31 protein-coding genes and 1 tRNA gene are annotated in these 23,964 nt (G+C 62.2%); 4 read left to right on the forward strand and 28 right to left on the reverse strand.

Features of this window, described 5'->3' with window-relative positions; all coding sequences use genetic code 11:
* Nucleotides 1–24: 24 nt before the first annotated feature.
* The 21 genes from rplO to ISF28_RS14850 form a co-directional block, all read right to left on the reverse strand.
* Complete coding sequence (rplO, locus tag ISF28_RS14750; RefSeq protein WP_036240364.1) at nt 25–456, reverse strand: 50S ribosomal protein L15; 432 nt, start codon at nt 454–456, stop codon at nt 25–27.
* 27 nt (nt 457–483) lie between these two features.
* Nucleotides 484–663 carry a 50S ribosomal protein L30 gene (rpmD, locus tag ISF28_RS14755; RefSeq protein WP_036172219.1) on the reverse strand — a complete coding sequence of 60 codons (180 nt, stop codon included), beginning with the start codon at nt 661–663 and terminating at the stop codon, nt 484–486.
* Nucleotides 664–673: 10 nt separating this feature from the next.
* Nucleotides 674–1,192 (reverse strand): 30S ribosomal protein S5, encoded by a 519-nt coding sequence (gene rpsE, locus ISF28_RS14760; protein ID WP_047826112.1) that lies wholly within the window; start codon nt 1,190–1,192, stop codon nt 674–676.
* A 12-nt stretch (nt 1,193–1,204) separates the two neighbouring features.
* A complete protein-coding gene (gene rplR, locus ISF28_RS14765) occupies nt 1,205–1,567 on the reverse strand; it encodes a 50S ribosomal protein L18 (protein ID WP_036240357.1) in 363 nt (120 codons plus the stop codon).
* Nucleotides 1,568–1,579: 12 nt separating this feature from the next.
* A complete protein-coding gene (gene rplF / locus ISF28_RS14770; RefSeq protein WP_198117946.1) occupies nt 1,580–2,113 on the reverse strand; it encodes a 50S ribosomal protein L6 in 534 nt (177 codons plus the stop codon).
* Between the two features lie 10 nt (nt 2,114–2,123).
* Nucleotides 2,124–2,519 carry a 30S ribosomal protein S8 gene (gene rpsH, locus ISF28_RS14775; RefSeq protein ID WP_198117947.1) on the reverse strand — a complete coding sequence of 132 codons (396 nt, stop codon included), beginning with the start codon at nt 2,517–2,519 and terminating at the stop codon, nt 2,124–2,126.
* Nucleotides 2,520–2,533: 14 nt separating this feature from the next.
* Nucleotides 2,534–2,839, reverse strand: coding sequence for a 30S ribosomal protein S14 (gene rpsN / locus ISF28_RS14780; RefSeq protein ID WP_075794239.1), 306 nt, complete (start codon nt 2,837–2,839; stop codon nt 2,534–2,536).
* Between the two features lie 4 nt (nt 2,840–2,843).
* Nucleotides 2,844–3,383, reverse strand: a complete 540-nt coding sequence (rplE, locus tag ISF28_RS14785; protein ID WP_075794238.1) for a 50S ribosomal protein L5 — start codon at nt 3,381–3,383, stop codon at nt 2,844–2,846.
* Between the two features lie 6 nt (nt 3,384–3,389).
* Nucleotides 3,390–3,704, reverse strand: coding sequence for a 50S ribosomal protein L24 (gene rplX / locus ISF28_RS14790; RefSeq protein WP_036240348.1), 315 nt, complete (start codon nt 3,702–3,704; stop codon nt 3,390–3,392).
* Between the two features lie 10 nt (nt 3,705–3,714).
* A complete protein-coding gene (gene rplN / locus ISF28_RS14795; RefSeq protein ID WP_036240346.1) occupies nt 3,715–4,083 on the reverse strand; it encodes a 50S ribosomal protein L14 in 369 nt (122 codons plus the stop codon).
* Nucleotides 4,084–4,337: 254 nt separating this feature from the next.
* A complete protein-coding gene (rpsQ, locus tag ISF28_RS14800) occupies nt 4,338–4,610 on the reverse strand; it encodes a 30S ribosomal protein S17 (protein WP_036240344.1) in 273 nt (90 codons plus the stop codon).
* Nucleotides 4,607–4,798: a 50S ribosomal protein L29 gene (gene rpmC, locus ISF28_RS14805; RefSeq protein WP_036240341.1), complete on the reverse strand. Its 192-nt coding sequence runs from the start codon at nt 4,796–4,798 to the stop codon at nt 4,607–4,609. Before rpmC ends, rpsQ begins: the two co-directional genes overlap by 4 nt.
* Nucleotides 4,799–4,810: 12 nt before the next feature.
* Nucleotides 4,811–5,230: a 50S ribosomal protein L16 gene (rplP, locus tag ISF28_RS14810; protein WP_198117948.1), complete on the reverse strand. Its 420-nt coding sequence runs from the start codon at nt 5,228–5,230 to the stop codon at nt 4,811–4,813.
* Between the two features lie 2 nt (nt 5,231–5,232).
* The gene (gene rpsC / locus ISF28_RS14815) at nt 5,233–6,027 is read right to left on the reverse strand and encodes a 30S ribosomal protein S3 (protein WP_036240339.1); all 795 of its coding nucleotides are present in this window, start codon (nt 6,025–6,027) and stop codon (nt 5,233–5,235) included.
* A gap of 11 nt (nt 6,028–6,038) precedes the next feature.
* The gene (rplV, locus tag ISF28_RS14820) at nt 6,039–6,371 is read right to left on the reverse strand and encodes a 50S ribosomal protein L22 (RefSeq protein ID WP_179966292.1); all 333 of its coding nucleotides are present in this window, start codon (nt 6,369–6,371) and stop codon (nt 6,039–6,041) included.
* Nucleotides 6,368–6,643 (reverse strand): 30S ribosomal protein S19, encoded by a 276-nt coding sequence (gene rpsS, locus ISF28_RS14825; protein WP_141835699.1) that lies wholly within the window; start codon nt 6,641–6,643, stop codon nt 6,368–6,370. Before rpsS ends, rplV begins: the two co-directional genes overlap by 4 nt.
* Before the next feature lie 9 nt (nt 6,644–6,652).
* Nucleotides 6,653–7,480, reverse strand: a complete 828-nt coding sequence (gene rplB, locus ISF28_RS14830; protein WP_091663821.1) for a 50S ribosomal protein L2 — start codon at nt 7,478–7,480, stop codon at nt 6,653–6,655.
* A complete protein-coding gene (gene rplW / locus ISF28_RS14835; RefSeq protein WP_198117949.1) occupies nt 7,480–7,797 on the reverse strand; it encodes a 50S ribosomal protein L23 in 318 nt (105 codons plus the stop codon). The genes rplB and rplW overlap by 1 nt, the downstream gene beginning before the upstream one ends.
* Nucleotides 7,794–8,414 (reverse strand): 50S ribosomal protein L4, encoded by a 621-nt coding sequence (gene rplD / locus ISF28_RS14840; RefSeq protein WP_166857981.1) that lies wholly within the window; start codon nt 8,412–8,414, stop codon nt 7,794–7,796. The genes rplW and rplD overlap by 4 nt, the downstream gene beginning before the upstream one ends.
* 3 nt (nt 8,415–8,417) lie before the next feature.
* Complete coding sequence (gene rplC, locus ISF28_RS14845) at nt 8,418–9,074, reverse strand: 50S ribosomal protein L3 (protein ID WP_198117950.1); 657 nt, start codon at nt 9,072–9,074, stop codon at nt 8,418–8,420.
* 286 nt (nt 9,075–9,360) lie between these two features.
* A tRNA-Val gene (locus tag ISF28_RS14850) sits at nt 9,361–9,437 on the reverse strand.
* A gap of 117 nt (nt 9,438–9,554) precedes the next feature.
* Between ISF28_RS14850 and ISF28_RS14855 the strand changes: the two genes are divergently transcribed.
* On the forward strand, nt 9,555–10,634 hold the full coding sequence (locus tag ISF28_RS14855) for a mechanosensitive ion channel family protein (RefSeq protein WP_198117951.1): 1,080 nt from the start codon (nt 9,555–9,557) through the stop codon (nt 10,632–10,634).
* A 10-nt stretch (nt 10,635–10,644) separates the two neighbouring features.
* Here ISF28_RS14855 and ISF28_RS14860 read toward each other — a convergent pair whose 3' ends face one another.
* A complete protein-coding gene (locus ISF28_RS14860) occupies nt 10,645–11,646 on the reverse strand; it encodes a LacI family DNA-binding transcriptional regulator (protein WP_229519100.1) in 1,002 nt (333 codons plus the stop codon).
* A 463-nt stretch (nt 11,647–12,109) separates the two neighbouring features.
* Here ISF28_RS14860 and ISF28_RS14865 point away from each other — a divergent pair, with 463 nt between their 5' ends.
* Together ISF28_RS14865 and ISF28_RS14870 are read left to right on the forward strand one after the other, a co-directional pair.
* Complete coding sequence (locus ISF28_RS14865; protein ID WP_198117952.1) at nt 12,110–13,459, forward strand: nucleobase:cation symporter-2 family protein; 1,350 nt, start codon at nt 12,110–12,112, stop codon at nt 13,457–13,459.
* 82 nt (nt 13,460–13,541) lie between these two features.
* A complete protein-coding gene (locus ISF28_RS14870) occupies nt 13,542–14,903 on the forward strand; it encodes an 8-oxoguanine deaminase (protein ID WP_198117953.1) in 1,362 nt (453 codons plus the stop codon).
* Nucleotides 14,904–14,997: 94 nt separating this feature from the next.
* Here the strand turns inward: ISF28_RS14870 and rpsJ are convergent, their stop codons facing one another.
* From rpsJ to rpsL, 5 genes are all read right to left on the reverse strand, one after another.
* Nucleotides 14,998–15,315, reverse strand: coding sequence for a 30S ribosomal protein S10 (gene rpsJ, locus ISF28_RS14875; protein WP_005663509.1), 318 nt, complete (start codon nt 15,313–15,315; stop codon nt 14,998–15,000).
* Nucleotides 15,316–15,494: 179 nt separating this feature from the next.
* Nucleotides 15,495–16,685, reverse strand: a complete 1,191-nt coding sequence (tuf, locus tag ISF28_RS14880) for an elongation factor Tu (RefSeq protein ID WP_198117954.1) — start codon at nt 16,683–16,685, stop codon at nt 15,495–15,497.
* Nucleotides 16,686–16,818: 133 nt separating this feature from the next.
* On the reverse strand, nt 16,819–18,924 hold the full coding sequence (gene fusA, locus ISF28_RS14885; RefSeq protein ID WP_198117955.1) for an elongation factor G: 2,106 nt from the start codon (nt 18,922–18,924) through the stop codon (nt 16,819–16,821).
* 134 nt (nt 18,925–19,058) lie between these two features.
* The gene (gene rpsG / locus ISF28_RS14890) at nt 19,059–19,529 is read right to left on the reverse strand and encodes a 30S ribosomal protein S7 (protein WP_198117956.1); all 471 of its coding nucleotides are present in this window, start codon (nt 19,527–19,529) and stop codon (nt 19,059–19,061) included.
* A 127-nt stretch (nt 19,530–19,656) separates the two neighbouring features.
* Complete coding sequence (gene rpsL / locus ISF28_RS14895; RefSeq protein WP_005663517.1) at nt 19,657–20,040, reverse strand: 30S ribosomal protein S12; 384 nt, start codon at nt 20,038–20,040, stop codon at nt 19,657–19,659.
* Nucleotides 20,041–20,419: 379 nt separating this feature from the next.
* Between rpsL and ISF28_RS14900 the strand changes: the two genes are divergently transcribed.
* Nucleotides 20,420–22,285 carry a phosphoethanolamine transferase gene (locus ISF28_RS14900; RefSeq protein WP_198117957.1) on the forward strand — a complete coding sequence of 622 codons (1,866 nt, stop codon included), beginning with the start codon at nt 20,420–20,422 and terminating at the stop codon, nt 22,283–22,285.
* 104 nt (nt 22,286–22,389) lie between these two features.
* Here the strand turns inward: ISF28_RS14900 and ISF28_RS14905 are convergent, their stop codons facing one another.
* Entirely contained in the window at nt 22,390–23,940 is a 1,551-nt protein-coding gene (locus ISF28_RS14905; protein ID WP_198117958.1) for a MutS-related protein, read from the reverse strand.
* Between the last annotated feature and the right edge of the window lie 24 nt (nt 23,941–23,964).

Consider the following 23,964-nt stretch of genomic DNA (forward strand, 5'->3'; position numbering starts at 1 on the left):
GCTCCGATCAGGCAGCGGTCGCGTTTAGGCGACCGAACCGCCAGCTGCTTCGATCGCTGCCTTCGCGCCAGCGGTTGCCTTGATGCCTTTCAGGTTCACCGCCTTGGTGATTTCGCCCGACAGGATCACGCGCACGTCGCGAGCGACGACCGGCAGCACGCCGGCTTGCTTGAGCACGAGGACGTCGACGTCGGCGACGGCCAGGTTGTTCAGGTCCGACAGACGCACTTCAGCCTTGAACGTGGCGTTCAGCGACTTGAAGCCACGCTTCGGCAGGCGGCGCTGCAGCGGCATCTGGCCGCCTTCGAAACCGACCTTGTGGAAGCCGCCCGAACGCGACTTCTGACCCTTGTGACCGCGGCCGGCGGTCTTGCCCAGGCCCGAGCCGATACCGCGACCGACGCGGCGCTTGGCGTGTTTCGCGCCTTCAGCGGGTTGGATGGTATTGAGTTGCATTATTTTCTCCGTTGACCAAGCCTAAGCTTAGTCGACAATTTTCACGAGGTAGTTGACCTTGTTGATCATGCCGCGGATCGCCGGGGTGTCCTGCAGCTCGGAAACCGAGTTGACACGACGCAGACCCAGACCGCGCACGGTGGCGCGGTGATCCTGACGGGTACCGATCAGGCCTTTGACCAGCTTGATTTTGATGGTGTTTGCCATGGTATTCCCCTTAACCCAGGATCTCTTCCACCGACTTGCCACGCTTGGCAGCGATGTCGGCCGGAGTGCTCATTTTTGCCAGACCGTCGAGGGTCGCGCGAACCAGGTTGTACGGGTTCGACGAACCGGTCGACTTGGCGACGACGTCGGTCACGCCCATCACTTCGAAGATGGCGCGCATTGCGCCGCCTGCGATCACGCCGGTACCCGGCTTGGCCGGCGCCATCAGCACGCGCGACGCGCCGTGACGGCCGGTGACGGTGTGCTGCAGCGTGCCGTTCTTGAGGGGCACCTTGATCAGGTTGCGGCGGGCTTCTTCCATCGCTTTCTGCACGCCGACCGGAACTTCCTTCGACTTGCCTTTGCCCATGCCGATGCGGCCATCGCCGTCACCGACAACGGTCAGCGCTGCAAAACCCATGATACGACCACCCTTCACCACCTTGGTGACGCGGTTGATCGCGATCATTTTCTCGCGCATGCCATCATCCGGCTTGTCGCTTGCCATTTTCGCTTGCATTTTTGCCATGACGATTCTTCCTTAGAACTTCAGACCAGCTTCGCGCGCGGCTTCTGCCAGCGCCTTCACACGGCCGTGGTAACGGAAACCCGAACGGTCGAATGCGACTTCGGTGATCCCTGCTTTCAGTGCTTTTTCTGCGACGCGCTTGCCAACCAGTGCGGCTGCGGCGGCGTTGCCGCCCGCACCCGACTTGCCGCCCAGCTCGGCGCGCACTTCTGCTTCCAGCGTCGAAGCCGAAACCAGGACCTTCGCATCCGGGCTGATCAGGTTCGCATAGATGTGCAGGTTGGTGCGATGCACCGACAGGCGGTTCACGCCCAGCTGCGCGATCTTGATGCGGGTTTGGCGTCCGCGACGCAGACGCGATTCTTTCTTGTCCATCGTCAGCTCCGATTATTTCTTCTTGGTTTCTTTAAGCTTCACCACTTCGTCCGCATAACGGACACCCTTGCCTTTGTACGGCTCAGGCGAGCGGTAAGCACGCACTTCTGCGGCAACCTGGCCGACCTTTTGACGGTCGATACCCTTGATCAGGATCTCGGTCGGGGTCGGGGTCGCTGCGGTGACGCCTTCCGGCATCGCGTGCAGGACCGGGTGCGAGAAGCCCAGCGACAGGTTCAGGGCGTTGCCTTGGACGGCGGCCTTGTAACCCACGCCGACCAGGGTCAGGCGCTTTTCGAAACCTTTGGTGACACCGGTCACCATGTTGTTCACCAGTGCACGCAGGGTGCCCGACATGGCGTTCGATTCACGCGAATCGTCGATCACGTCGAAGGTCAGCGTGCCGTTGTTGTTTTCCACTTTGACCAGGCCGTTCAGCGACTGGGTCAGGGTGCCCAGCGGGCCCTTGACGGTGATCGACGACGCGTTGATCGCGACATCGGTACCGGCCGGGACGGCGATTGGCATCTTAGCTACTCGAGACATCGTCTACTCCTTAAGCCACGTAGCAAATCACTTCGCCACCGACACCGGTTGCGCGTGCTTTGCGGTCGGTCATCACACCCTTCGGGGTCGAGACGATCGCCACGCCCAGGCCGTTCATGACCTGGGGGATCTCATCCTTGCCCTTGTAGATGCGCAGGCCAGGACGGGAGACGCGCTCGATGCGCTCGATAACCGGACGGCCGACGTAGTACTTCAAACCGATTTTCAGTTCAGCCTTGCCACCTTCGTTGGACACGGCGTAATCTTCGATGTAACCCTCATCCTTCAGGACGTTGGCAATCGCAACTTTCAGCTTCGACGACGGCATTTCGACGGTGGTCTTCTGCACGCCCTGCGCGTTGCGAATACGGGTCAGCATATCGGCGATAGGATCGCTCATACTCATTGCTTATTCTCCTATTACCAGCTAGCTTTGGTCATACCCGGGATTTCGCCTTTCATGGCGAATTCGCGGAGTTTGGTACGGGCCAGACCGAATTTACGGAAAGTGCCACGGGGACGGCCGGTGATGGCGCAGCGGTTACGCTGGCGCGACGGGGCCGAGTTACGCGGCAGGGCCTGCAGCTTCAGGCGTGCTTCGTAACGCTCTTCTTCGGTCTTCGACTGGTCGTCGATGATTGCTTTCAGAGCGGCACGCTTTGCGGCGAATTTCTCCACCAGGTCTGCACGCTTCTGTTCGCGGTTAATCAGTGCAAGTTTTGCCATGTTCTTAGTTCCGGAACGGGAATTTGAATGCGGCGAGCAGCGCTTTGGCTTCTTCGTCGGTCTTAGCGGTCGTGGTGATCGAGATGTTCATGCCACGCAGCGCATCGATCTTGTCGTAATCGATTTCCGGGAAGATGATCTGCTCTTTGACGCCGATGTTGTAGTTGCCGCGACCGTCGAACGATTTGCCGCTGACGCCACGGAAGTCACGCACGCGCGGCAGGGCCACGGTGATGAAACGATCCAGGAATTCGTACATGCGGGCGCCGCGCAGGGTCACCATCGTGCCGATCGGGTAGCCTTCGCGGATCTTGAAACCTGCGATTGCCTTGCGAGCCTTGGTCACGACCGGCTTTTGGCCGGCGATCTTCGTCAGGTCGCCGGTTGCGTGCTCGATGATCTTCTTGTCGGCGACAGCTTCCGACAGACCCATGTTCAGGGTGATCTTGGTCAGGCGCGGCACTTCCATCACCGACTTGTAACCGAATTTTTCGGTCAGTTCAGCGACGACTTTGTCTTTATACAGTTGTTGGAGACGGGCCATTTCTCATTACCCTTTCACTACTTCGCCGTTCGACTTGAAGACGCGGACTTTTTTGCCATCCACTTCTTTGAAGCCAACGCGATCAGCCTTGCCGGTCGCTGCGTTGAACAGCGCGACGTTCGACACGTGAATCGGCATGGTCTTGTCGACGATACCACCAGTTACGCCGGTCATCGGGTTCGGCTTGACGGCCTTCTTGGCCACGTTCACGCCCTCGACGATGACGTGCTCAGCATCTACACGCTGCTGAACGACACCGCGCTTGCCCTTGTCTTTGCCGGCCAGAACGATGACTTCGTCGTTTTTACGAATCTTATCCATTGCTGCTCCCTTACAGAACTTCCGGTGCCAGGGACACGATCTTCATGAACTTCTCGGTGCGCAGTTCGCGCGTCACCGGTCCAAAGATGCGGGTACCGATCGGCTCCAGCTTGTTGTTCAGCAAGACGGCGGCGTTGCCGTCGAACTTCACCAGGGAGCCGTCCTGGCGGCGCACACCTTTAGCGGTACGCACGACCACGGCGTTGTAGATTTCACCTTTCTTGACGCGGCCGCGCGGAGCAGCTTGCTTCACGGTGACCTTGATCACGTCGCCAATACTGGCGTAACGGCGTTTGGAGCCGCCCAATACCTTGATGCACAAAACTTCTTTTGCACCGGTATTGTCGGCCACTTCGAGCCGGCTTTCGGTTTGAATCATGATATTTTCTTTCCCAACTTAAGCCGAAGAAACCCCACGGAAAACCGTAGGCCTGCGGTCAGTCTTGGTCCCGCCGTCCGCACTCATTGCGAGCGCATACGTTTGGGTGATTGGACTTTCCAATGTTCGTTGCAGGCCGCAGTTACCGAAGGACAAACTGCGGCAACACATGAACGAAGCCCGCTAGTATTCCACATACCAGCGGGCCACGCAAGACAAATTTTAGAAGCGTTGTGACAACGCCTCTTCAGGCATTACAGAACCGGTGCGACCTGCAGAACTTTGGTCAGGGTCCAAGCCTTCGTCTTCGAGATCGGGCGACCTTCCGCGATCTCGACGGTGTCGCCGATTTTCGCCTGGTTGGTCTCGTCGTGCGCGTGATACTTGTTCGAGCGCACGATGATCTTGCCGTACAGCGGGTGCTTGACGTGACGTTCGATCAGCACGGTCACCGTCTTGTCCATCTTGTCGGACACGACTTTGCCGACCAGCGTACGCTTCAGCGCCGTTTTAGTGGTGTCGTTCATTTGGCTTCCTTCTGGTTCATCACGGTCTTGACACGCGCGATATCGCGGCGCACCTTCTTGAGCTGGGCGGTGTTCGTCAGTTGCTGCGTAGCGATTTGCATGCGCAGGCCGAACTGTGCCTTCAGCAGCTCATTCAGCTCTTGTTGCAGAGCTGCCTGGTCCTTGCCGCGGAGTTCCGTTGCTTTCATTCTTAACTCCTGTTATTGGCCGACTTGACGCACGACAAACGTCGTCGCCAGCGGCAGTTTGGCGGCAGCCAGGCGGAATGCTTCGCGCGCCAGTTCTTCGGCGACACCGTCCATTTCGTACAGGACCTTGCCCGGCTGGATCTCGGCCACGTAGTACTCCGGATTACCTTTACCGTTACCCATACGGACTTCAGCCGGCTTGTTCGAGATCGGCTTGTCCGGGAAGATACGGATCCAGATACGACCGCCACGCTTGATGTGACGGGTCATGGCACGACGTGCAGCTTCGATCTGGCGCGCGGTGATACGGCCGCGGGCAATCGCCTTCAGGCCGAATTCGCCGAACGACACCGACGTGCCGCGGGTGTGCGAAATGCCGGTGTTGCGGCCTTTCTGCTCTTTACGATACTTTCTGCGGGATGGCTGCAGCATGCTTATTCTCCTGCTTTCTCAGCAGCCGGCTTGGCAGCGCGGCGGCCTGCGGGTGCGGTACCTGGCTTGGCGCCCGGGCGGCCACGGCCGGCCGGCTTGCCGTCGTCACGACGCGGACCGCGCGGCTTTTTCTCGTCGGCCGGAACGTCGATCACCGGTGCTTCGCCGGTCGGCGAACGGTCGCCCTTGTAAACCCAGACTTTCACGCCGATGATGCCGTACGTGGTCGAGGCTTCGCTGGTGCCGTAGTCGATGTCGGCGCGCAGGGTGTGCAGGGGCACACGGCCTTCGCGGTACCATTCGGTACGTGCGATCTCGATGCCGTTCAGACGGCCCGACGACATGATCTTGATGCCGACAGCGCCCAGACGCATCGCGTTCTGCATCGCGCGCTTCATGGCGCGACGGAACATGATACGTTTTTCGAGCTGCTGGGCGATCGAGTCGGCGATCAGCTGCGAGTCGATTTCCGGCTTGCGGATTTCTTCGATATTGACGTGCACGGGCACGCCCATGATCTTCGTCAGCGACGACTTCAGGACTTCGATGTCTTCGCCCTTCTTGCCGATGACGACGCCCGGACGCGACGAGTAGATCGTGAAGCGCGCGTTCTTGGCAGGACGCTCGATGACGATGCGGCCGACGGAGGCGTTCTTCAGCTTCTTCTTCAGGAAAGCGCGAGCTTCCAGGTCTTCCTTCAGCATGTCGGCGAAATTGCCGTTGCCAGCGTACCAGCGCGATGCCCAGTTACGGGTGACCGCCAGGCGGAAGCCGGTTGGGTGGATTTTCTGACCCATCGTGTGACTCCTTAGTTACCGACAGTCACGAAGATGTGACAGGATTGTTTCGAAATGCGATCACCGCGGCCTTTGGCACGTGCCGTAAAGCGCTTCAGGATCGGGCCCTTTTCGACATAGATCTGAACGACCTTCAGTTCGTCGATGTCGGCACCATCGTTGTGCTCGGCGTTCGCGATTGCGGACTCCAGCACCTTCTTGATGATGGTCGCGCCTTTCTTCGGGCTGAACTGCAGGATGTTCAGCGCGGCGTCGACTTTCTTGCCGCGGATCAGATCGGCGACGAGGCGGCCTTTCTGTTCCGACAGGCGGACGCCTTTGAGGATAGCTTTGGTTTCCATTATTTCTTCGCCTTCTTGTCAGCGGCGTGGCCCTTGAACGTGCGGGTCAGGGCGAATTCGCCCAGCTTGTGACCCACCATGTTCTCGGACACGTACACCGGCACGTGCACTTTACCGTTGTGAACGGCGATCGTCAGACCGATGAAGTCCGGGGTGATCGTCGAGCGGCGCGACCAGGTTTTGACTGGCTTCTTGTCTTTGGTCGCTTGCGCGGTCTCGACTTTTTTCACCAGGTGGGCGTCGATGAACGGCCCTTTTTTCAATGAACGAGTCATGTCTTATCCTTATTTCTTGCCGCGGCGCGAAACGATCATCGAAGAAGTACGCTTGTTCGAACGCGTCTTCTTGCCCTTCGTCTGCTGGCCCCATGGCGACACCGGGTGACGACCGGCAGCCGTACGACCTTCACCACCACCGTGCGGGTGGTCGATCGGGTTCATCACGACACCGCGAACGGTCGGACGGACACCGCGCCAGCGCATTGCACCGGCTTTACCAATCTTGCGCAGGTTGTGCTCGCCGTTGCCGACTTCGCCAACCGTCGCGCGGCACTCGATGTGCACGCGGCGCACTTCACCCGAGCGCAGGCGGACCTGGGCGTAGGTACCTTCGCGGGCCATCAGCACGACGCCGGCGCCTGCGGTACGGGCCATCTGAGCACCCTTACCCGGCAGCATTTCGACGCAGTGCATGGTGGTGCCGACCGGAATGTTACGGATCGGCAGGCAGTTACCCGACTTGATCGGCGCTTCCGAGCCGTTCATGACGGTATCGCCCACGGCCATGCCCTTGGTGGCGATGATGTACGCGCGGTGACCGTCGGCGTAGCACACCAGAGCGATGTGCGCGCTGCGGTTCGGGTCGTACTCGATGCGCTCGACCTTGGCCGGGATACCGTCCTTGTTGCGCTTGAAGTCGACCACGCGGTAGTGGTGCTTGTGACCACCGCCGATGTGGCGGGTGGTGATGTGACCGTTGTTATTGCGGCCAGCGGTCTTCGATTTCTTCTCAACCAGGGCTGCGAACGGGCGACCCTTGTACAGGTCGGCGTTCACAACCTTCACCATGCCGCGGCGGCCTGGGGAGGTTGGCTTCATCTTAACGAGTGCCATTATTTAGCCTCCTCGACAAAATTGATTTCCTGGCCCGGCTTCAGGGCCACGAAAGCGCGCTTGGTGTGGTTGCGACGGCCGGTGAAACGGCCCGAACGCTTCTGCTTGCCTTCGCGGTTCACGGTCTGCACCGATTCCACTTGTACCTTGAACAGCAGTTCGACGGCGGCTTTGATTTCCGGCTTGGTCGCGTCCGGCAGGACCTTGAACACGATCTGTTCGTTCTTTTCCGCGACGAAGGTCGCCTTTTCGGAAATGACCGGAGCCAGCAGCACCTTCATCAGGCGCTCTTCGCTGAATTTGATTGCGGCGCTCATGCGTACATCTCCTCGATCTTGGCCAGAGCAGCTTTGGTGACCAGGACTTTCTTGTAGAACACCAGCGACATCGGGTCGGCATGCTTCGGCTCGACAACCAGCACGTTCGGCAGGTTGCGCGATGCCAGCAGCAGGTTTTCATCGATGGTGTCGGTGATCACCAGGACCGAGTCCAGACCCATGCCCTGCAGCTTTTGCGACAGCAGCTTGGTCTTCGGGGCTTCGACGGTCAGGTTCTCGATGACGTTCAGGCGGTCTTCGCGGGCCAGCTGCGAGAAGATCGAGCAGATACCTGCGCGATGCATCTTCTTGTTGACCTTGTGCGAGAAGTTCTCGTCCGGCGAGTTCGGGAAGATGCGACCACCGCCACGCCACAGCGGCGACGACGACATACCGGCACGAGCGCGGCCCGTACCTTTTTGACGCCACGGCTTCTTGGTCGTGTGGGAGACTTCTTCACGATCCTTCTGCTTGCGGTTGCCGCTGCGCGCGTTGGCGGCGTAGGCGACCACGATCTGGTGGATCAGGGCTTCGTTGTAATCACGGCCGAACACGGTGTCGGCGGCGTTGACTGCGGCGCCAGCTTGACCTTGCTCATTCAGGAGCTTGAGTTCCATCGCTTATGCTCCTTTCTTGGCTTTGACCTTGACTGCAGGCTTGACGATCACTTGACCGTTCTTGGCGCCAGGAACGGCACCCTTAACCAGCAGCAGTTGACGCTCGGCGTCGATACGGGCGATTTCCAGGTTCTGGGTGGTGACAGTGACATCACCCATGTGACCGGTCATGCGCTTGCCCGGGAACACGCGGCCCGGATCCTGCGCCATACCGATGGAGCCAGGAACGTTGTGCGAACGCGAGTTACCGTGGGTCTGACGACCCGACGCGAAGTTGTGGCGCTTGATGGTACCGGCGTAGCCCTTACCGATCGAGGTGCCTTGCACGTCGATTTTCTGGCCCACTTCGAACATCGAGACATTGACTGCGTCGCCAGCTTTGAAACCAGCGGCTTGAGCGGCTTCGACGCGGAATTCCTTCAGCATCGTGCCGGCTTCGACGCCAGCTTTGGCGTAGTGACCGGCGGCGGCCTTGTTCACGCGGGAAGCGCGACGTTGACCGAAGACGACCTGAACTGCGGCATAACCATCAGTTTCAGGAGTTTTGATTTGCGCAACACGGTTGTTCGACACGTCCAGCACGGTGACGGGAATCGAATCGCCGTCGTCCGTGAAGATACGCATCATGCCAACCTTGCGACCGAGAAGGCCCAGGCTCATTTTTTCTCCATTCCCACCTACGATTGGGCGGGGCTAGTTGACTATCGGAAGCTTTGAAACTTCCGCTAAAAACGCATGGGCCAAAAAAAGACAGGCCCATACCGAAGCCGGCTAGTATAGCGCGCGCTGCGGATAGGCGCAACAAGAGAATGCGGAGTTGACGCAGCCTGTTGCGTTTTACGCTAGAGTCATGGAGATCAGAGAATCCGTTCGAGCTGAACGGCACAGAAAAAGCACCTTGGCACTTTTTCTCTACAGGCTCGAGGCCTGCGACATGGAGGAATTCTGGTGGGCGGTGCAGGATTCGAACCTGCGACCCCTTGGATGTCGACCAAGTATTCTAACCAGCTGAACTAACCGCCCGGGGAGCCGCATTATACGAGCATGTTTTAGCAAAGCGCAATAGCCATCCTCAAAAACTTGTGCGTCACATCGAGCCCTTACAATAGTGCCCCGCAAGGACAACGAAAGGATGATCGGATGAATTTGGTGTTCTTCAACAACACGACACTCGCCTGGCTCACGGCCCTCGGCATCGCGGCCGGCGTCGCGCTGGCGCTGTACATCACCAAGCGAGTCGGCGTGCACCACATGCGCAAGCTGGCCGAACGCACGGAGACGCGGCTGGACGACATCGCCGTCGAGGCGCTCGACGGCACGCGGCTGCTGGCCATCGTCATCATGGGCCTGTTTGCCGGCAGTAAGTTTCTCGTATTGCCGCCGGAAGTGGACGTGTTCGCGGTGCGCGCGGCCATCGTCACGGGCCTCGTCCAGGCCGCGCTGTGGGGCCACCGCGCGCTGCGCGCCTGGCTGACGGATTATTACCAGAACCGCGCCGGCGATCCGGCCCGCGCCACGTCGGCGGCCGCCGTCGGCTTCATTGCGCAGACCGTGCTGTGGACCGTGCTGTTGCTGATGGTGCTGGACAATCTCGGCGTCAACATCACGACGCTCGTCGCCTCGCTGGGTATCGGCGGTATTGCGGTGGCACTGGCCGTCCAGAACATCCTCGGCGACCTGTTCGCGTCGCTCTCCATCGTGCTCGACAAGCCGTTCGTCATCGGCGACTTCATCATCGTCGACAAATACCTGGGCACCGTGGAATACGTGGGCCTCAAGACGACCCGGCTGCGCAGCCTGGGCGGCGAGCAGCTCGTGTTCTCGAACGCCGACCTGCTGAAGAGCCGCCTGCAGAACATGACGCGCATGAACCGGCGCCGCGCCGTGTTCACCGTCACCGTCACCTACGACACGCCGACAGCCACGCTGCGCCGCATCCCGGCCATGTTGACGGACATCGTCAACAGCCAGGCACCCGTGACGTTCGACCGCGCCCACTTCAGCGGCATGGCGGCCTCGTCGCTGAACTTCGACGTCGTGTACTGGGTGGAGACGGCGGATTTCAACGTCTACATGAACATCCAGCAGGAAATCTATCTGCAGATCATGGACCGGTTCGCGGCCGAGGGCATCGAGTTCGCCTTCCCGACCCAGACCCTGTACATGCACGACGTCCGCGCGCCGGAAGCGGTGGCGCCGCCAGCCCCGGCGGCCAGCTAACTCGTACCTGTTATTGCAGCGGTGCCGTGGACGCCCGCACCACGAGGGTGCTGGGCAGCGCCATGCTGCGCAGCGGCACGCAGCCGCTGCGGATACGCTCGATCAGGCGCGCGATCGCGAGACTGGCCATGGCGCGCTTGGGCGGCGCCACCGTCGTCAGCGGCGGCAGCGCGTAGCCGGCGCCGGCGATGTCGTCATAGCCGACGACGGACAACTGCGCCGGCACGCGCACGCCGGCCACGCCCGCCGCGCACAACCCGCCCAGCGCCATCAGGTCGCTCGTCACGAACACGGCAGTCGGCGGATGCGGGTCGGCGAGCAGGCGCGTAAAGGCCGCATGGCCGCCGGCGCTCGTGAATTCCTCGTGCACGATGCGCACGGGCGGCACCGTCAACCCGGCCTCCGTCATCGCGCGCAGGAAACCGCCGACGCGCTCGCGCGTGCGCGGCAGGTCGGCCGGGCCGGCCACGCAGGCGATGTCGCGGTGCCCAAGTTCGATCAAATGGCGCGCGGCCGCGTGGCCGCCCTCTTCCTGGCCGGCGAGGATCAGGTCCGCGTCGAGGCCGGGCAGCGCACGCTCCAGCTGGACGATCGGGACCGCTTCGTGGCGCACCAATAAATCCTGTTCGTCGTCGGCGCCGCTGGCGACGAGCACGAGGCCATCGATGCGCTTTTCCATCAGCAGGCGCAGATACGCCGTCTGCTTTTGCGCGCCGCCGTGCGCGTTGCACAGGATGATGTTATAGCCGAGCTCGAACGCCGCGTCCTCGATCCAACGGATCAGCTCGGCGAAATATGGATTGGACGAGTTCGGCACGAGCACGCCGATCGTATGGGTCTTGTCGTTCTTGAGGCTGCGCGCGACGGCGCTCGGGATGTAGCGCATCTCGTCGATGATGCCCAGCACGCGCCGGCGCACGTCGTCGCTGACGACGCGTGTGTTGTTGATCACGTGAGACACCGTGGAGATCGACACCCCGGCGCGCTCCGCTACCTGCTTCATGGTCGCCATCGCGTTCCTCCTGAGGCGCGATTATCACCGATGCATTTCAGTAATTACAACCACCGGCACAGTCCGTATTCAAGATCAGGACGATATCCGGCTTATCAAGAGGGCGCGGCGAGCGGCGCCGATCTGATATTTTCACGCAAAACGCTCTTGAGAAATTGTATACAAAGCGTGTGAAAATATCGCGCGCCCCTCTTGAGCGACACTGTTTTATGCGACTCTTTCGACACGGAAACTGTATACAAATTCGTTGACAGTGCTGTCATGCGGGGGCATCATGATTTCGATACAAGGCCGCCGCAGAGTGGCCCCAAGCTTCGTGGAGACGTCATCGCGTTCCCGGCCGTATCCCGGCCCCGCCCGCCCTTCGGTTGCATCCGCATCACGGATTGCCTGCCGTGGTCGACCGTCCTCCACTGTCCGGATTCCCTCGACGTACCCAGGACACCATTCGACGGAGACACACATGAACAACCTGCTGTACAAGGTCGACGACCGCCCTCCCCTCCTCACCACGACGCTGCTGGCGGCCCAGCACATGCTGGCCGCGCTCGGCGGCATCATCGCCGTGCCGCTCGTCGTCGGCGCCATCCTCAAACTGCCCGCGGACCAGGTCGTCGCCCTCGTCAACGCGGCGCTGCTGGGCTCGGGCATCGTCACGATCGTCCAGTGCAAAGGCGTCGGCCCGATCGGCATCCGCCTGCCTTGCGTGATGGGCACGAGCTTCGCCTTCGTCGGCGCCGCGATCAGCATCGGCTTCGAGCACGGCGTGGCGGGCATCCTCGGGTCCTCGCTCGCCGGCTCCGTGATCATGATCGTCGGCAGCTTCTTCATGCCGCAGATCCGCAAGCTGTTCCCGCACCAGGTGACGGCCGTCGTCGTCACGATGATCGGCCTGTCGCTCGTCCCCGTCGCCGTCGACTGGGCGGCCGGCGGCAAGGGCGCCGGCGACTACGGCGCGCCCACACACCTGGGCATCGCCCTGTTCGTGCTGGCCGTCGTCGTCGCGCTGGTCCAATTCGGCAAGGGCATCGTCTCGGCATCGGCCATCGTGATCGGCATCGCGATCGGATACGCCATCTGCCTGGGCCTCGGCATCGTCGACTTCGCGAGCGTGCAGCGGGCCGCGGTGTTCGCGCTGCCGCAGCCGCTGCGCTTCGGCATGAGCTTCCCGCCCAGCGGCATCCTCGCGATGGGCCTGGCCTATGTCGTCACGATGGTCGAAACGACCGGCACCTTCATGGCGCTGGGCGCCGCGACGGAGACGAAGATGCGCGGCACCCTGCTCAAGCGCGGCGTGCTGTGCGACGGCGTCGGCTCCGCGTTCGCGTCGACGCTCGGCGCGCCGCCGATGTCGACGTTCGCGCAGAACGTGGGCGTCATCTCGCTGACGGGCGTCGCCAGCCGCCACGTCGTCGCGCTGACCGGCGTGATGCTCGCGCTGGCCGGCCTGTTCCCGGTGCTGGGCGCCGTCGTCGTCACGATCCCGCAGCCCGTGCTGGGCGGCGCCGGTCTCATGATGTTCGCGATGATCCTCGCGGCGGGCGTGCAGATGCTGGGCAAGGTCGAGCACGACAAGCGCACGGGCCTCATCATCGCCGTGTCGATCGGCTGCGGCCTCGCGGTCAGCGTGCGGCCGGAACTGCTGGCCAAGCTGCCGTCGTTCGTCAACGACATCTTCGGCTCCGGCATCAGCACGGGCGCCATCATGGCTGTCCTGTTGAACCTGGTGCTGCCGAACCGTCCCGTGGAAGTCCACGACGACGAAGAAGACGTCCCCCAGCCGCTGCTGGTGAAAGACTTGGAGGCGGTCTGACGGGGACACTCCCGACATTGTTTCCGCAGTGCCCGCGCATTGTTTCCGCAGTGTTGAATATTTAAAAAAGGTGGAACAAGCAATGAGCAAAACGCTCCTGATCAAGAACGCGCGCGTCCTCGTGACGATGGACGACGCGCGCCGCGAAATCCCGGACGGCGCCGTGTTCGTGCGCGACAACGTCATCGAACAGGTCGGCCCGACGGCGGACCTGCCGCACGACGCCGACGACGTCATCGACGCGCGCGGCCACGTCGTCATCCCGGGCCTCGTCAACACGCATCACCACATGTATCAAAGCCTCACGCGCGCGATCCCGGCCGCGCAGGACGGCGAGTTGTTCGACTGGCTGACGAACCTGTATCCCGTCTGGGCGAACCTGACGGGAGAAATGGTGCACGTATCGACGCTCACGGCGATGGCGGAACTGATCCTCTCGGGCTGCACGACGAGCAGCGATCACCTGTACATCTACCCGAACGATTGCCGCCTGGACGACAGCATCGAGGCCGCGCACACGATCGGCATGCGCTTCCACGCGGCGCGCGGCGCGATGAGCGTGGGCCGCTCGCAAGGGGGCCTGCCGCCGGACAGCGTCGTCGAGAGCGAGGCGGCGATCCTGAAGGACACGCAACGCCTGATCGAGACTTATCACGACGCGGCGCGCCACGCCATGCAACGCATCGTCGTGGCGCCCTGCTCGCCGTTCTCCGTGTCGCGCGACCTGATGAAGGAAGCGGCGCGGCTGGCGCGCAGCCACGGCGTGTCGCTGCACACGCACCTGGCGGAAAACGCCAACGACATCGCCTACAGCCGCGAAACATTCAATATGACGCCGGCCGAATACGCGGAAGACTGCGGCTGGGTGGGCCGCGACGTGTGGCATGCGCACTGCGTGCAGCTGGACGACGCGGGCATGCACCTGTTCGCGCGGACCGGCACCGGCGTCGCGCACTGCCCGTGCTCGAACATGCGGCTCGCGTCCGGCATCGCGCCCGTACGCAAGATGGTCGACCTTGGCGTGCCCATGGGCCTGGGCGTGGACGGCAGCGCGTCGAACGACGGCGCGCACATGCTGGGCGAGGTGCGCCAGGCGATGCTGCTGCAGCGCGTGGGCTTCGGTCCGGACGCGATGACGGCGCGCCAGGCGCTGGAACTGGCCACGCTGGGCGGCGCGAAAGTGCTGAACCGCGACGACATCGGCAGCATCGCGCCCGGCATGGCGGCGGACATCGTGATGTTCAAGCTGGATGGTGTCGGCTTCGCGGGGGGGCTGCACGACCCGGTGGCGGCGCTCGTGTTCTGCACGCCGGCCAACGTACATCACAGCATCATCGACGGGAAAATCGTCGTGAAGGATGGGGTACTCAGGACGGTCGATCTGCCCGTCGTGCTGGAGCGACATAACCGGCTGGCGGAGGAATTGGCGCGGAAAGCCGCCTGATCGCCGCACCAAAAGCAAACGGCCCATCCGCCAATAACGGATGGGCCGTTTTGCATGCGCCGGCGGCCATGGCCGCCGTGGCGCTCGAAACGGATTACTGCAGCTTGATTTCGACGTCGACGCCAGCCGGCAGGTCCAGCTTCATCAGCGCGTCGACGGTCTTGTCGGTCGGGTCCACGATGTCCATCAGACGCTGGTGCGTACGGATTTCGAACTGGTCGCGCGAAGTCTTGTTCACGTGCGGGGAACGCAGCACGTCGAAGCGCTGGATGCGGGTCGGCAGCGGAACCGGGCCCTTGACGACTGCGCCGGTGCGCTTGGCGGTGTCGACGATTTCCAGGGCGGACTGGTCGATCAGCTTGTAGTCGAACGCTTTCAGGCGGATACGGATTTTCTGATTCGGAGCGGACATGCTATTTCCTTAAAAAAGAACGAACCGGCACACGGGCCGGCAATCAATGTGTCAGGTACTGCGTTTACTGCGGAGGGGACGGCAGTATAACACCGTTTTATCCCTTACTGCACAGACGGAAGGGACAGAACTTGCGCTCTGTCCCTTCTGTCTCTTTACGACGACTTCGATATCGCTAATTAAGCGATGATCTTGGCAACCACGCCGGCGCCGACGGTACGGCCGCCTTCGCGGATTGCGAAGCGCAGACCTTCTTCCATCGCGATCGGAGCGATCAGCTTGACGGTGATCGACACGTTGTCGCCCGGCATGACCATTTCTTTGTCGGCCGGCAGCACGATCGAACCGGTCACGTCAGTCGTACGGAAGTAGAACTGCGGACGGTAGTTGTTGAAGAACGGGGTGTGACGGCCGCCTTCGTCCTTCGACAGGACGTACACTTCGCCCGTGAAGTCGGTGTGCGGCTTGATCGAACCCGGCTTGGCCAGGACCTGGCCACGCTGGACGTCTTCACGCTTGGTACCGCGCAGCAGCAGGCCGACGTTGTCGCCAGCTTGACCTTGATCCAGCAGCTTGCGGAACATTTCCACGCCGGTGCAGGTGGTCTTGACGGTGTCGGTGATGCCGACGATTTCGATCTCTTCGCCGACCTTGATCACACCGCGCTCGACACGGCCGGTCACCACGGTGCCGCGGCCCGAGATCGAGAACACGTCTTCCACCGGCATCAGGAACGTACCGTCCACAGCGCGCTCCGGCGTCGGGATGTAGGTGTCCAGGGCTTCAGCCAGGCGGATGATGCAATCTTCGCCCATTTCGCCCGGCTGGCCTTCCAGCGCCATACGTGCCGAACCCTTGATGATCGGCAGGTCGTCGCCCGGGAACTCGTACTTCGACAGCAGTTCGCGCACTTCCATTTCGACCAGTTCCAGCAGCTCTGCGTCGTCGACCAGGTCGCACTTGTTCAGGAACACGATGATGTACGGAACACCCACCTGGCGAGCCAGCAGGATGTGTTCGCGGGTCTGCGGCATCGGGCCGTCAGCGGCGGAGCACACCAGGATCGCGCCGTCCATCTGGGCGGCACCGGTGATCATGTTCTTGATGTAGTCGGCGTGGCCCGGGCAGTCGACGTGCGCGTAGTGGCGGTTGGCCGTCTCGTACTCGACGTGCGCGGTGTTGATCGTGATGCCGCGTGCTTTTTCTTCCGGAGCCGCGTCGATCTGGTCGTACGCCTTGGCTTCACCGCCGAATTTCTTCGACAGAACGGTCGCGATTGCAGCCGTCAGGGTGGTTTTGCCGTGGTCAACGTGACCAATGGTGCCGACGTTCACGTGCGGCTTGGTCCGTTCGAATTTTTCCTTTGCCATTTTGATCTTCCTTTAAAAGAACAATATTTTAATTATTTGCGGGACAGAGCAGGATTTACCGCTTTCTGCTCTGTCCCCAACTGATTATTTTTCAGGCCGGACGGGATACCGCCCAGCCTGTTGGTCTGTTGTATTACTTGGCTTTTGCCGTCACGATGGCGTCCATCACATGCTTCGGTGCTTCAGCATAGTGCTTGAATTCCATCGTGTAGGTCGCACGACCCTGGGTTGCCGAACGCAGCACGGTCGAGTAACCGAACATTTCCGACAGCGGGACTTCGGCCTTGATGATCTTGCCGCCGCCACCCGGGATCTCGTCCATGCCCTGCACCATGCCGCGGCGGGACGACAGGTCGCCCATCACGGTACCGGCGTAGTCTTCCGGCGTCTCGACTTCCACGGCCATCATCGGCTCGAGGATGACCGGGTTCGCCTTGCGGCAGCCGTCCTTGAATGCCATCGAACCGGCCATGCGGAACGCGTTTTCGTTCGAGTCCACGTCGTGGTACGAACCGAACACCAGCGTGACCTTCACGTCCACCACCGGGTAGCCGGCCAGGACACCGGTCGACAGCGTCTCGCGCACACCCTTCTCGACTGCCGGGATGTATTCGCGCGGCACCACACCGCCCTTGATGGCGTCGACGAACTCGAAGCCCTTGCCCGGCTCCTGCGGTTCGATGTTCAGCACGGCGTGACCGTACTGGCCGCGGCCGCCCGACTGCTTGACGAACTTGCCTTCGACGTCGGTGACGGCCTTGCGGATCGTTTCGCGGTAGGCAACCTGCGGCTTGCCGACGGTCGCTTCCACGCCGAATTCACGCTTCATGCGGTCGACGATGATCTCCAGGTGCAGCTCGCCCATACCACCGATGATGGTCTGGCCCGATTCTTCGTCGGTGCGCACGCGGAACGACGGGTCTTCCTGAGCCAGACGGTTCAGTGCCAGGCCCATCTTTTCCTGGTCGGCCTTGGTCTTCGGCTCGACGGCCTGCTGGATCACCGGCTCCGGGAACACCATCTTTTCCAGGATGATCGGGGCAGCCGGGTCGCACAGCGTTTCGCCGGTCGTCGCTTCCTTCAGGCCCACGGCAGCGGCGATGTCGCCTGCGCGGACTTCCTTGATCTCTTCGCGCTGGTTCGCGTGCATCTGCAGAATACGGCCGACGCGTTCCTTCTTGCCCTTGATCGGGTTGTAGACGGTGTCGCCCGAATTGATGACGCCCGAGTACACGCGGAAGAAGATCAGCTGGCCGACGAACGGGTCGGTCATGATCTTGAATGCCAGCGCGGCGAATTTCTCGCTGTCGTCAGCCTTGCGGGTGACCGGCTGGTCGTCTTCGTCGGTGCCTGCGACCGGCGGGATGTCGACCGGCGACGGCAGGTATTCGATGACGGCGTCCAGCATCGCTTGCACGCCCTTGTTCTTGAAGGCGGTGCCGCACATCATCGGGACGATTTCGCCGGCGATGGTACGTGCGCGCAGTGCGGTCTTGATCTCGGCTTCCGACAGTTCGCCTTCTTCGAGATACTTGTTCATCAGGTCTTCGTTCGCTTCAGCAGCGGTCTCGACCAGCTTTTCACGCCATTCGTTGGCCTGATCGATCAGCTCGGCCGGCACGTCGCGGTAGTCGAACTTCATGCCCTGCGACGCGTCGTCCCAGTAGATCGCCTTCATCTTGACCAGGTCGACCACGCCCTTGAAGTTGTCTTCGGCGCCGATCGGGATCTGCAGCGGGATCGGGTTGGCCTTCAGGCGGGCGCGCATCTGCTCGTACACCTTGAAGAAGTTGGCGCCGGTACGGTCCATCTTGTTGACGAATGCCAGACGCGGGACCTTGTACTTGTTAGCCTGACGCCACACGGTTTCCGACTGCGGCTGCACGCCACCCACGGCGCAGTAGACCATGCAGGCGCCGTCCAGGACGCGCATCGAACGCTCCACCTCGATGGTGAAGTCGACGTGGCCCGGGGTGTCGATGATGTTGAAGCGGTGCGGCTCGAAGTTGTTCGCCATACCCTTCCAGAAGCAGGTCGTCGCTGCCGAGGTGATGGTGATGCCGCGCTCTTGCTCCTGCTCCATCCAGTCCATGGTAGCTGCACCGTCGTGCACTTCACCGATCTTGTGGTTCACGCCGGTGTAGAACAGGATGCGCTCGGTGGTGGTGGTCTTACCGGCGTCGATGTGAGCGGAGATACCGATGTTACGGTAGCGCTCAATAGGGGTAGTGCGTGCCATAAATTTTCCTAACTTTTGAATGGACAAAACCGAGCAGCATTCTGGTGATCAAAATGAGCTCGGCCTGAACAACGGATACTGCATGGCCGCACCACCCCGGAGGCGTTCTGCCCCCGAAGAGATTGGCCATTTGCTTAGAAGCGGAAGTGCGAGAACGCCTTGTTCGCTTCAGCCATGCGGTGCACCTCGTCACGACGCTTCATCGCGCCGCCGCGGCCTTCTGCTGCTTCCATCAGCTCGCCACCCAGGCGCTGCTGCATGGATTTCTCGCTACGCTTGTTTGCGGCTTCGCGCAACCAACGCATAGACAGGGCCATACGGCGAACCGGACGCACTTCAACCGGCACCTGGTAGTTGGCGCCACCGACGCGGCGGGATTTCACCTCGACCATCGGCTTGCAGTTGTTGATCGCGGTTGCGAACACTTCCAGCGGGTCCTTGCCCGATTTGGTCTGGATGTAGTCGAATGCACCGTAGATGATCTGTTCAGCAACCGACTTCTTGCCCGACAGCATCAGAACGTTGACGAATTTGGCGACATCGGTGTTGCCGAATTTCGGATCCGGCAGAATCTCGCGCTTGGGTACTTCACGACGACGTGGCATTTCAATTCCTTTTTGTCTTCAGTTGAGCGCTTATCGCACTCGCGAAAGGCCATCAAAGCCCTTCACTTACTCGGCCTTCCGGCCGCCTCAACTAACTCAATATTAATTTACCCAGATTGCAAGAAGATTACTTCTTGGCAGCCTTGGCACGCTTGGCACCGTACTTCGAACGGGCCTGCTTACGGTCTTTCACGCCCTGGGTATCCAGTGCACCGCGGACCATGTGGTAACGCACACCCGGCAAGTCCTTCACACGGCCGCCGCGCAGCAGCACGACCGAGTGTTCCTGCAGGTTGTGGCCTTCACCGCCGATGTACGAAATGACTTCGAAACCGTTGGTCAGGCGGACCTTGGCGACCTTACGCAGTGCCGAGTTCGGCTTCTTCGGGGTCGTCGTGTAGACACGGGTGCAGACACCGCGCTTTTGCGGGCAGTTTTCCAGTGCCGGCGACTTGCTCTTCACAACCGCGGCTTCGCGCGGCTTGCGAATCAATTGATTGATGGTTGGCATCGTTCAAAAATCCAACAAAATGACTACTAGTTAATGACCCGGGGCTCTTGCTTCCCGGGGGCTGAAACCTTGTCCCGACAGGGTCCGTACAGGCGACGACAGCCACTCACCAGCGGGAGCGGCTGTTATGCGTAAACCATGCGCAGAATAATTCGAGAACTCGCGAGTATAGACCTGAAGCGGAGCCGGGTCAACAAACTTGCTGACCAAGCACCACGACAGCGACGGAAGAATGTGGAAACGCGCAGTAGATGTCGTGATAACGACACAACCAGTGTACGCCGGATTTCATCCATTGTGCAGAGGGAATAGCGTTACCTGCCGCAAAAATCGGATAATAGCCGACTTCGCACCTTCGCTGCCGCACACGCACGTTTCGATGTCATTCTTGCTACGCCCGCGCAACCTGTACGTCGCGCTCACTTATCTGCTCCTGTCCTGCGTGCCGTACGTGGCGCCGCGGTTCGGCGTGCACCTCGCCCATCCCGCCCAGATCGCCGGCCTGGAACTGCTGGCCTGGCTGGCCGTGTGGGGCGTGTTCAAGCGTCCCGCGTATTTTCACTGGCTGCTGCTGCCCGCCTTCCTCGGCCTGCCCGTCGAGCTGTATCTCTACGCCTTCTATGGCCAGGGGATATCGACGCACCACCTCGGCATCATCGCGGAGACGAGCCCGGCCGAAGCGATGGAATTCCTCGGCAACAAGGTCTGGGTGCTGATCGGCGTCTTCGTCGGCATGGTCGTGTGGTTCGTCACGAGCTGGATCGCGGCCTGGCGCACGCGCGACCTCGACTGGTCCGACGTCTCGCGCCCCGTCGTGCTCGTCGCGCTGGCCCTCGTGGCCGCCGTGTTCGGCTACGGCCTCAAGTATGGCGTCGCGCCGCCGCCGCTGGCGAGCGCCGCCGCCCCGGTCGCGGCCGGCGTGCGGCTCGTGAAGGCGTCGGCGTCCGGCAGCGAAGAGGCCGCGAGCGAAGAGACCGCCCCGCCGCGTCCGGCCAGCATCCCCCGTCCCGCATCGCTGCCGCCGTTGGCGCACTGGATGCGGCTGCCGTTCGATCTCGACACGTTCGCCCATTCCTGGCCGTTCGGCCTGGCCGCGCGCGGCGTCGACTTTTACAAGGAACGGGTCTACCTGGCCAACCTCAACCGGAGGAGCGCCAACTTCCATTTCCACGCCCACCTGGCCGAGCCGAACGACGACCCGCAAATCGTCGTGGTGGTGATCGGAGAATCGTCGCGCTACGACCGCTGGAGCCTCAACGGCTACGCGCGCGACACGAACCCGCTGCTGTCGCAGGAACCGAACGTCGTCCCGCTGAGCGACGTGATCACGTCCGTGTCGGCCACGCGCCTGTCGGTGCCCGTCATCGTTTCGCGCAAGCCCGCCACGCAAAGCCTCAAGGACGGGTTCTCGGAAAAATCCTTCCTGACCGCGTTCAAGGAAGCGGGCTATAAAACGTTCTGGCTGTCGAACCAGATCTCGTTCGGCAAGTTCGACACGCCCGTCTCCGTGTTCGCGAAGGAGGCCGACGTCGTCGACTTCCTGAACCTGGGCGGCTTCACGGACAATTCCAACTTCGACGAAGTGCTGTTCGGACCGCTGAAGCATGCCGTCGCCGACCCCGCGCCGAAGAAGCTGATCGTGCTGCACACGCTGGGCAGCCACTGGAATTACAGCCACCGCTATCCCAAGCAGTTCGACAAATGGCTGCCGTCGCTGTTCGGCGTGGACAAGCCTGTCTATACCGACATCAAGATCAAGGAACAGCTGAACAACAGCTACGACAGCTCGATCCTGTACACGGACTGGTTCCTCGACCACGTCGTCAAGACGCTGAAAGAGGCGAACCAGCCCGTCGCCATGGTGTACGTGGCCGACCACGGCCAGACCCTGTACGACAACAGCTGCCGCCTCGCCTTCCACGGCCACAACACGCAGTATGAATTCCACATCCCCGCGTTCGCCTGGTATTCCGACCAGTACGCGCAGCGCTTCCCGGACAAGATCGCGCAGCTGCGCCGCCACCGCAAGGCCAAGCTGGCGACGGAAAACATGTTCCACACCATCGTCGACCTGGGCGACATCCGCTACCCGGACGAGCACCTGGACTGGAGCTTCGTGAACGCCGCCTTCAAGCAGCACACGCGCTACGTCGACAGCTACGGCTGGACCGACTACGACAACGCCACCATCAAGGGCGACTGCCACGAAGTAATCGCCAAAGGCAAACCGCTGCCGCGCAACTAAAATTCGGGGTCAGAGCACATTATTTTTGGCCTCTGACCCTAACTTGCCGGCTTTTACCGGCTACGCACCGCCAACCGCATTCAATTCGCCGATCCGCCATCGAATTAAGTGCTCTGACCCCGAATTTGGGCACTTGATTCGCTGCGCCGCTGTTGCGCCAGCCAGCCCGCCACCTGCTCCGCGCGGCGCTGTACGGCCTCGTCGAAGCCGTGTTCGGCCAGCAGCGCCACGCCGTTCGTGCGGCCCAGCACGCCGGGCTCCATGACCAGGCCGTCGGCGCCGTGCACGATGCGCCACGGCACCAGCGCGTGCGCCAGCAGCGAACCCAGCACGAGGTTGTGCGACGAGACGACCACCAGCGCGTGCCGTGCCAGTTCGTCGGCGACGGCTGCCGCGGCCGACACCGATTCCTCGTGATTCGTGCCGCGGAAGATTTCGTCGACGAGGCAGACGACGGGACGTTCCCCACGCGCGCGCGCCAGCAGCGACCGTGCCCGCGCCAGCTCGGCGATGTATAGACTCTGGCCGCCCAGCAGCGAATCCTCGTTCTGCATGCTGGCGACGACGGGCAGCGCCGGCAGCGTGGCCTGCTGCGCGTAACAGAAGCCGAAGGCGCGCGCGACGACGAGGTTCAGGCCCAGCATGCGCAGGAAGGTGCTCTTGCCGACGCCGTTCTGCCCCGACAGGAACGCGCCCTTGCCGTCCAGCGTCATGGACAGGCCCCGCGCCTCGCCGAGCAGCGGATGCACGCCGCCGTCCAACGCCACCGTGCGCGCATCGCCGCACGCAACCCAGCACCAGACCGGACGGTCGCGCAGATGGCGGGCCAGCGCCACGTCGGCCTCCAGTTGCGCACACAGCCAGTAGCATTCGCGCAGAAAATCGCGCTGGCCGAACACCAGGTCGAGCGAACGGTAATAATGGCGCACGTCGGCCGCCGCGAACCAGTTCGCGTAGTCGCGCGCGCCGGGTACGCCGGAGGCGGCCAGCGCCGAACGGTCCAGCGAGCGCGAAAGCCGCCCGGCCGGCGCGCCGCGGCCCGCGAACCCCTCGGCCAAAGCGAAACCGCTGCCGTCCAGCAGGCTGCAGGCGCGCAGCAGCATCTGCAGCGCGCGCAATGTCCGTGCCCAGAGGCCGACGCGCTCATGGTGGCGCATGTGCACCATCACGAGGAAGTACATCGCGACGCCCACGCCGATCCAGCCCAGGGGCGACACGAGCAGCGCGGCCGCGATCGACGCCGCCAGCAGCACGGGCAGCCAGAGCAGCTTGCCGACCCAGTCCGGACGGACCGGCTGCGTGTCCGTGAACAGCAGCGTGGCCACGTCGATGTCCGTGTGGCGCAGGCAGGCGAGTTTGCGCGACAGGGCGTCCAGCTGCGCGGGATCGTCCAGCAGCGCCTGCACGCGCGCGCGCCGCGCACCGCCCGCGCGCAGGTCGCGCTCCAGCACCTGGCGGCCGAACGGGCTCGTGCCGGACCCCAGCGTGTCCAGGTAACCGGGCAGCAGCAAGTCGCGCCAGGTGGCGTCGTCGATCAGGTCGGCGGCGTCCGGCGGCACGGCCGCGCGCAAGGCCGCCATCTCGTGCGGCGCGAACGGCTGGTCGATGGGGTCGGGTTCGGCGGGCGTCAATAGACGGGTCAAGAAAGAAGTCATGAGGACTTTCCACGGCGGTGCCGG

Source organism: Massilia rhizosphaerae (genome assembly GCF_016093545.1).
GTDB classification, from domain to species: domain Bacteria; phylum Pseudomonadota; class Gammaproteobacteria; order Burkholderiales; family Burkholderiaceae_D; genus Telluria; species Telluria rhizosphaerae.